Raw genomic sequence first — 5,477 nt, 5'->3', positions numbered from 1 at the left:
GAGTGTTTGAACTGGATGAATCCACCTTTTATCTCCGTTAATGAGTCTTTGAACTCCGTTAATGATTTAACTTTTCACGTCATGTAGAAAAACCAACAAAAGACCTAACCCCCTACCCCCTTCCCTTGTAGGGAAGGGGGAAAATTCAAAGCCTCTCCCCTTCTAGGGGAGAGGTTTGGAGAGAGGTCAGAATATTCATTTGCCCATCGCCTAAATTTAGCTTTTTAATCCCCAAATACCAAATACCATGCAAAACCGTAACTTAACAGCTACAAACACACTAGAAAAATCATTCGCCACTGCAACCACCAGTCGCAGACCTTTCCTAGAAATTAAAGACGTTACCAAAGTCTATCCGACAAAGAAAGGCCCCTTCACTGTACTCGACGGCGTTAACCTCAACGTCGAACAGGGCGAGTTTATTTGCGTCATCGGCCACTCTGGCTGTGGCAAATCGACACTGTTAAATATGGTATCCGGTTTTAACTTTCCCACCTCCGGGGAAGTGTTACTCGAAGGAGAACCCATTACCAAGCCAGGCCCAGACAGAATGGTTGTCTTTCAAAACTACGCCTTGCTACCGTGGCGGACTGCTTTTGAAAACATTTACTTAGCTGTTAACGCCGTTTATCCCAATAAACCACAAGCTGAAAAAAGAGCGATCGTCCGCGATCATTTGGCAATGGTGGGACTGGCTGATGCAATGGAAAAGAAACCAATGCAAATGTCCGGCGGGATGAGACAAAGAGTTTCTATCGCCCGTGCTTTGGCGATTCGTCCAAAAGTCTTAATTTTAGATGAACCTTTTGGGGCGCTGGATGCGATCACCAAAGAAGAATTACAAGAAGAATTGCTCAAAATTTGGGGCGATAACCGTTGTACAGTGCTGATGATTACCCACGACATCGACGAGGCACTATTTTTAGCAGACAAATTGGTAATGATGACCAATGGCCCCCACGCGAAAATTGGCGAAGTTATGGAAATTCCTTTTTCTCGTCCGCGCGATCGCAGCCGCATCATGGAAGATCCACAATATTACCAACTGCGTAACTATGCCCTAGACTTTCTCTTTAACCGCTTTGCCCATGATGATGTAGGTTAAGTGCGATCGTCCGTCATTAAACCTGCCTTAAAAATAGGGACTGGGGACTGGGGAAGAGATATTTTTATTATTCCTTGTGAGTTCCACTCATGAAGTCTCTTGCAAAAATATGTTTTTGCACTCTTAGGGAAAAAGAAAAAGGTTCAAGGGAAAAGATTTTGAGTTTCTTTACCCTTTCCCCTTTACCCCGACAAATGCCAAGAAGTCTATTCTCATTTTTGCAAAATAGTACCTGGTAGCCGGAAGAACCATACAATCAGTAGGGGCAATTCATGGATTACCCTTACAACTACGTCTACAAGTTATAAAGTATGTGTAGAGCGAGTATGTTGAGAAAAAATCTGTATGACCAGCTACCCAGAAACCCTAACTAGTAATAACGAATCCGTTAATGCTTTAATCAGTGAGACGACGAGCATTAACCATCTTGAGGTAATTGAAAATGTCATCGACTCTTTAGAACAAGATGATAGTGCGATGGTTAACCACACTCCAGAGGGTGGTTATCTCTGGAAGTTTAAGTATGGAAGCGTGGAAGTATTTGTCCAACTCAACGGGACAACCGATGAAGACACAATAACGGTTTGGTCTGCGGTGCTAAATTTACCTGCCAAAGATGAACCTAAGTTGATGCGGTATCTTTTGGAGTTGAACTGCTCTAGTACTTTTGAAGCGCGTTTCGGTATTATTGAAAACCGAGTGGTTGTAATATCGACACGCACCTTAGCAGAGTTATCTCCTGGCGAAGTGTCTCGGCTAATTACCATTGTGGCAACGATCGCTGATAATAACGATGAAGCCTTACAATCTGAATTTGGTGCGGCTTAAGGAATTTTAGATTTTGATTGGGCTATTGCTACATCCGATGTATAGCAATCCGGTTTGGGGAAATCTGCAAAAACTTTTTTCTGTGTACCAATTAAAAAGCGCCTGGGAGTGTTGCCGTGTTTCCACCCCAGGCGCTTTTTATTTTTAACTTGCTCCTCACACAATTAGATAGTATCACTGCTTCAATCAAAAGGCCAGTCTAGTAAGTGACACTTTTAGAACTGACTGCCAATTTAATTTGGGTTTATATTCCTTTGACTCGATCCTATCTGCATTTTGGGTGCGATCGCTCAAATTATGGCAGTTTGCTTGACAGACGCGATCGCGTCCAAGTTATACCAATTTTAAAAAAGAATGCGACAGATACATACTCCCAAACCTTTGTTCTGTCTAGCTTCCCTAATTTTGAATTTTTAATTTTGAATTGGTATTATGTGTTGGCTTACTGATTTCATTACACAGCCGCTTTATTGGTAATCACCAGCCCTGAAAAGGTGAGTTAGAGATGATCTAGGCTTTACAAGTCGTAACATAACTAATTAAATAATTATTAAAGATATATGCATCCTTTAATTAATGCCTGAAACTTTTTAGTAATCAATCAAACTCTCAAATAAATATTAGCACTCAATGCTTGTAAGTGCTAATTTATCGCTGAAGTTTAACGCCTATGATATAGACCAAAACTGCACTTTCTGTAGATGCATTAGTTCCTTTCCAGATATTATTTTAGAAATAGAAAAAACTAAATATTTCCTGTAAGTAATATAAAATTGGGAGTAGTGGTATGAAATATACTTTTGATATTGTAGGAATATCTCCACTTTTGCAGTTTTTTAATCAGCAACAAAAAAACGGGCAAAAACCACCCCACCAAGGTGTGGAATACTTGGGAATGCATACGTGTACGTTAGATACGTTTTTAGAATCGGTAGAATCAGTTCCAGCAAAGTGGGATTGGAATTTGGATCAAGTGGTAGATACCGTAATTAAGTTTTGGTTGAATAACTCAGACAGTATTCGTTATTGGAAAATGCGTTTAAATGATGCTGGTAAAGATAATTTACTAGTTACAAGGTTGGCAGATATAACCGCCCTACAAGCTGAATTTGAATCCCTACTAGATAAAGAGTGGTGAAGAAATCGTTAGAATTGAAAAGGAATTAAGCAGGGGAGCAACCTCTGCTTTGCCTCCAATCAAAATCAATTATTTACTCTGTTATTCTCGTTTTCAAGTATTTTGAGAACTTGGAGATATAAGTTTTCGACTCTTTTCGTCTGAACTTCACCAAATGACGCATAGTGAGTTAAGCTAGGAGCGCCATTTACTTCAATAATTGTATAATCTTCCATTGGTGAGGTTATATCACTAGCAAGAATATCCACGCCTGATAATCTCAATTCCATATCTTTTGTAATATTTACCGCTAATTTTTTAAAATCAGGATGGATATTGTCAGTGAAATCTATTGCCTCACCTCCAGTTGATAAATTTGCATTATCTAAAAGATAGACTATATTATTCTTAGGTATAACACTACTAAAATTTAGCTTCTGTCTTCGCAAGTTTTTTTTGATTCTGTAATCTTCAAAATCTATAATTTCTTGTCTACCATTTTTGATAAAAGTTTCCTGCTTCTGTTGCATAAGTTGCAAAACAGTAGATTGACCATCTCCGACGATCGATAAAGGAATTCTTTGATATACTGAAATTACTTCATTATCAAGTACTACAATTCTATAATCATTGCCACTATAGAATCGCTCAACCATAAATCCTGAAATGTTTTGCAATATTTTTTTAGCTACTTGATAATATTCTTGTTTATTGTAAACCTTGGTAACAAACATTCCTTGGCTAAGATTAATCGGCTTGACAATTACAGGAAATCCCAACTCCTGAGCATAATAAAATCCTGCATCTATATTTCTAGGATTAGCTATTTCTTCGCATAATTCGTCACTAAAAAACGTTTTTCCTTCAGTAACCTTGTAGCCAAATTTATTCAGAAAAAAGTTTGAAACTGCTTTGTCTTTAGCAATTGCCACTGAGCCAAAAGAATTAATACTAAACCTAGTATTACGAAAAAATGTTTTATTGCCGTTTTTAAATGTAATCAATCCCATAAAAGTGCATTCTGGGTCTATTAAAACTACTGCTTCTATTTCCGCTGCTATTTTTTTAATTATTGATGTTAAAAATGGTGTTTTCATTATCGATAACTATAATTTCGACGAAAAAATTTTAACTATTTTGTGACAATTAGTCAAGAATTTTCAATTTTAATAATTGCACTATGCTTTGTCCCTAAAACTCTAGTCAAAAGCTGAAGGAAAATTCATTTTTGAATATTTCAATAAACTCTGAAAATTTAATTATTCTCAACTAACTATAAAAAATGTAAATGTCTGCAATGTAGCTTTACTAATCAGACTATAGAAAAATTAAGAGTGTGTGCGTACTGATTAATTCTATGTATATTATTTATTTTTTCTTCAGCTTCTAAATAGTGTTTTTTCAGACATTAATGTTCGTCTTACCACTGATGCGGACTTTACTTATGTGTATACATACAAATAATGCAAACCTAATAATTCTCAAACTTTCTGCTAAAACATTGTTGTGTCGTGGAAACAATTGCAAATTAAGGCTTTGAGAGTCATTGCCACCTGGAAATTTAAACTTAATTGGTCTAAAATATAGCGCTCAGTGTTGACAATTTATTAATAATCGAATAACAAGGTGGCAGCAGCATTAAAAAAAGCGTTGGTGCATTCCTACCTAGAAACTAATTAACGCCCTTCATTAAACTTCATACGGTTAAGATAATTATGCCAGAAAATACGGATAACAAAACTTCCCAATCAGACAATCAGTCTATTGCGTATAAAGAACGCCTCAATTCTTGGGCGATCGCTCGTCAACTTCCTAATACGCAACGGGAGATTGTTGCTCGCTTCCGCAGCCGTTCTGATGCCGATGGCTATATGCGGCACCTTCCTCAAGAAATACCAGATGCTTCCTACATGATTGTTTTTGATTGTCAACGCCAAGAAGCTGCAATTTAAAGTAGAAGCAAATCGCATTAACTCTTGTTTTTAGTCCAATATGCTTGGCTTAAGGGTTATTGGTCTTTCAAGACGCGATTTATCGCGTCTCTACAATCTGGTTTTGAATTTCCATTACCCTTTTCTTGCGATCGCAGGCGTAATCTACTTAAAATTTGCGCGAACCACTATATTTAATTTGCTCTCCAGCCAGAGGCTTAGATCCCCGACTTACTTCAAGAAATTGGGGATCTTTTGGTTTCTAGTAGCTTCTACCATCTCCATTAACGTAAGGTCATACTACAAAAAATTAGCAGTTCTCATACTAATTTTCGGGGAAGCTGCACATTAGACTTTTTGCAGAAATCGGGTAAAGGGTAAGGGTTAAAGGGAAAAGGGATAGAATTAACATTTCCCTTTAACCTTTCCCCCTTTCCCTACAACCCACATTCTGCAGGTTAGTTAGCAAAGCAGATAATATTTTCGACAGGGAGCA

General features: G+C 37.6%; 6 protein-coding genes. 5 read left to right on the top strand and 1 reads right to left on the bottom strand.

Going from position 1 to position 5,477, the window contains the following annotated elements; all coding sequences use genetic code 11:
- Positions 1–247 precede the first annotated feature (247 nt).
- From RM368_RS37780 to RM368_RS37765, 4 genes are all read left to right on the top strand, one after another.
- Positions 248–1,105, top strand: coding sequence for a nitrate ABC transporter ATP-binding protein (locus RM368_RS37780; protein WP_322698810.1), 858 nt, complete (start codon positions 248–250; stop codon positions 1,103–1,105).
- Between the two features lie 345 nt (positions 1,106–1,450).
- The gene (locus tag RM368_RS37775; protein ID WP_322698809.1) at positions 1,451–1,933 is read left to right on the top strand and encodes a YbjN domain-containing protein; all 483 of its coding nucleotides are present in this window, start codon (positions 1,451–1,453) and stop codon (positions 1,931–1,933) included.
- Positions 1,934–2,139: 206 nt separating this feature from the next.
- Positions 2,140–2,382: a hypothetical protein gene (locus RM368_RS37770; RefSeq protein ID WP_322698808.1), complete on the top strand. Its 243-nt coding sequence runs from the start codon at positions 2,140–2,142 to the stop codon at positions 2,380–2,382.
- A 338-nt stretch (positions 2,383–2,720) separates the two neighbouring features.
- Positions 2,721–3,071, top strand: a complete 351-nt coding sequence (locus RM368_RS37765; protein ID WP_322698807.1) for a hypothetical protein — start codon at positions 2,721–2,723, stop codon at positions 3,069–3,071.
- A 65-nt stretch (positions 3,072–3,136) separates the two neighbouring features.
- Here the strand turns inward: RM368_RS37765 and RM368_RS37760 are convergent, their stop codons facing one another.
- Positions 3,137–4,147: a cyanophycin synthetase gene (locus RM368_RS37760; RefSeq protein ID WP_322698806.1), complete on the bottom strand. Its 1,011-nt coding sequence runs from the start codon at positions 4,145–4,147 to the stop codon at positions 3,137–3,139.
- Positions 4,148–4,765: 618 nt separating this feature from the next.
- Here RM368_RS37760 and RM368_RS37755 point away from each other — a divergent pair.
- On the top strand, positions 4,766–5,002 hold the full coding sequence (locus RM368_RS37755) for a hypothetical protein (protein WP_322698805.1): 237 nt from the start codon (positions 4,766–4,768) through the stop codon (positions 5,000–5,002).
- Positions 5,003–5,477: the final 475 nt, after the last annotated feature.

This window comes from Nostoc sp. DedSLP03, from assembly GCF_034530815.1.
Lineage (GTDB): Bacteria > Cyanobacteriota > Cyanobacteriia > Cyanobacteriales > Nostocaceae > Nostoc.
Note: the sequence above shows the minus strand (reverse complement) of the source record. Positions and strands in the feature narration are given on the sequence as shown.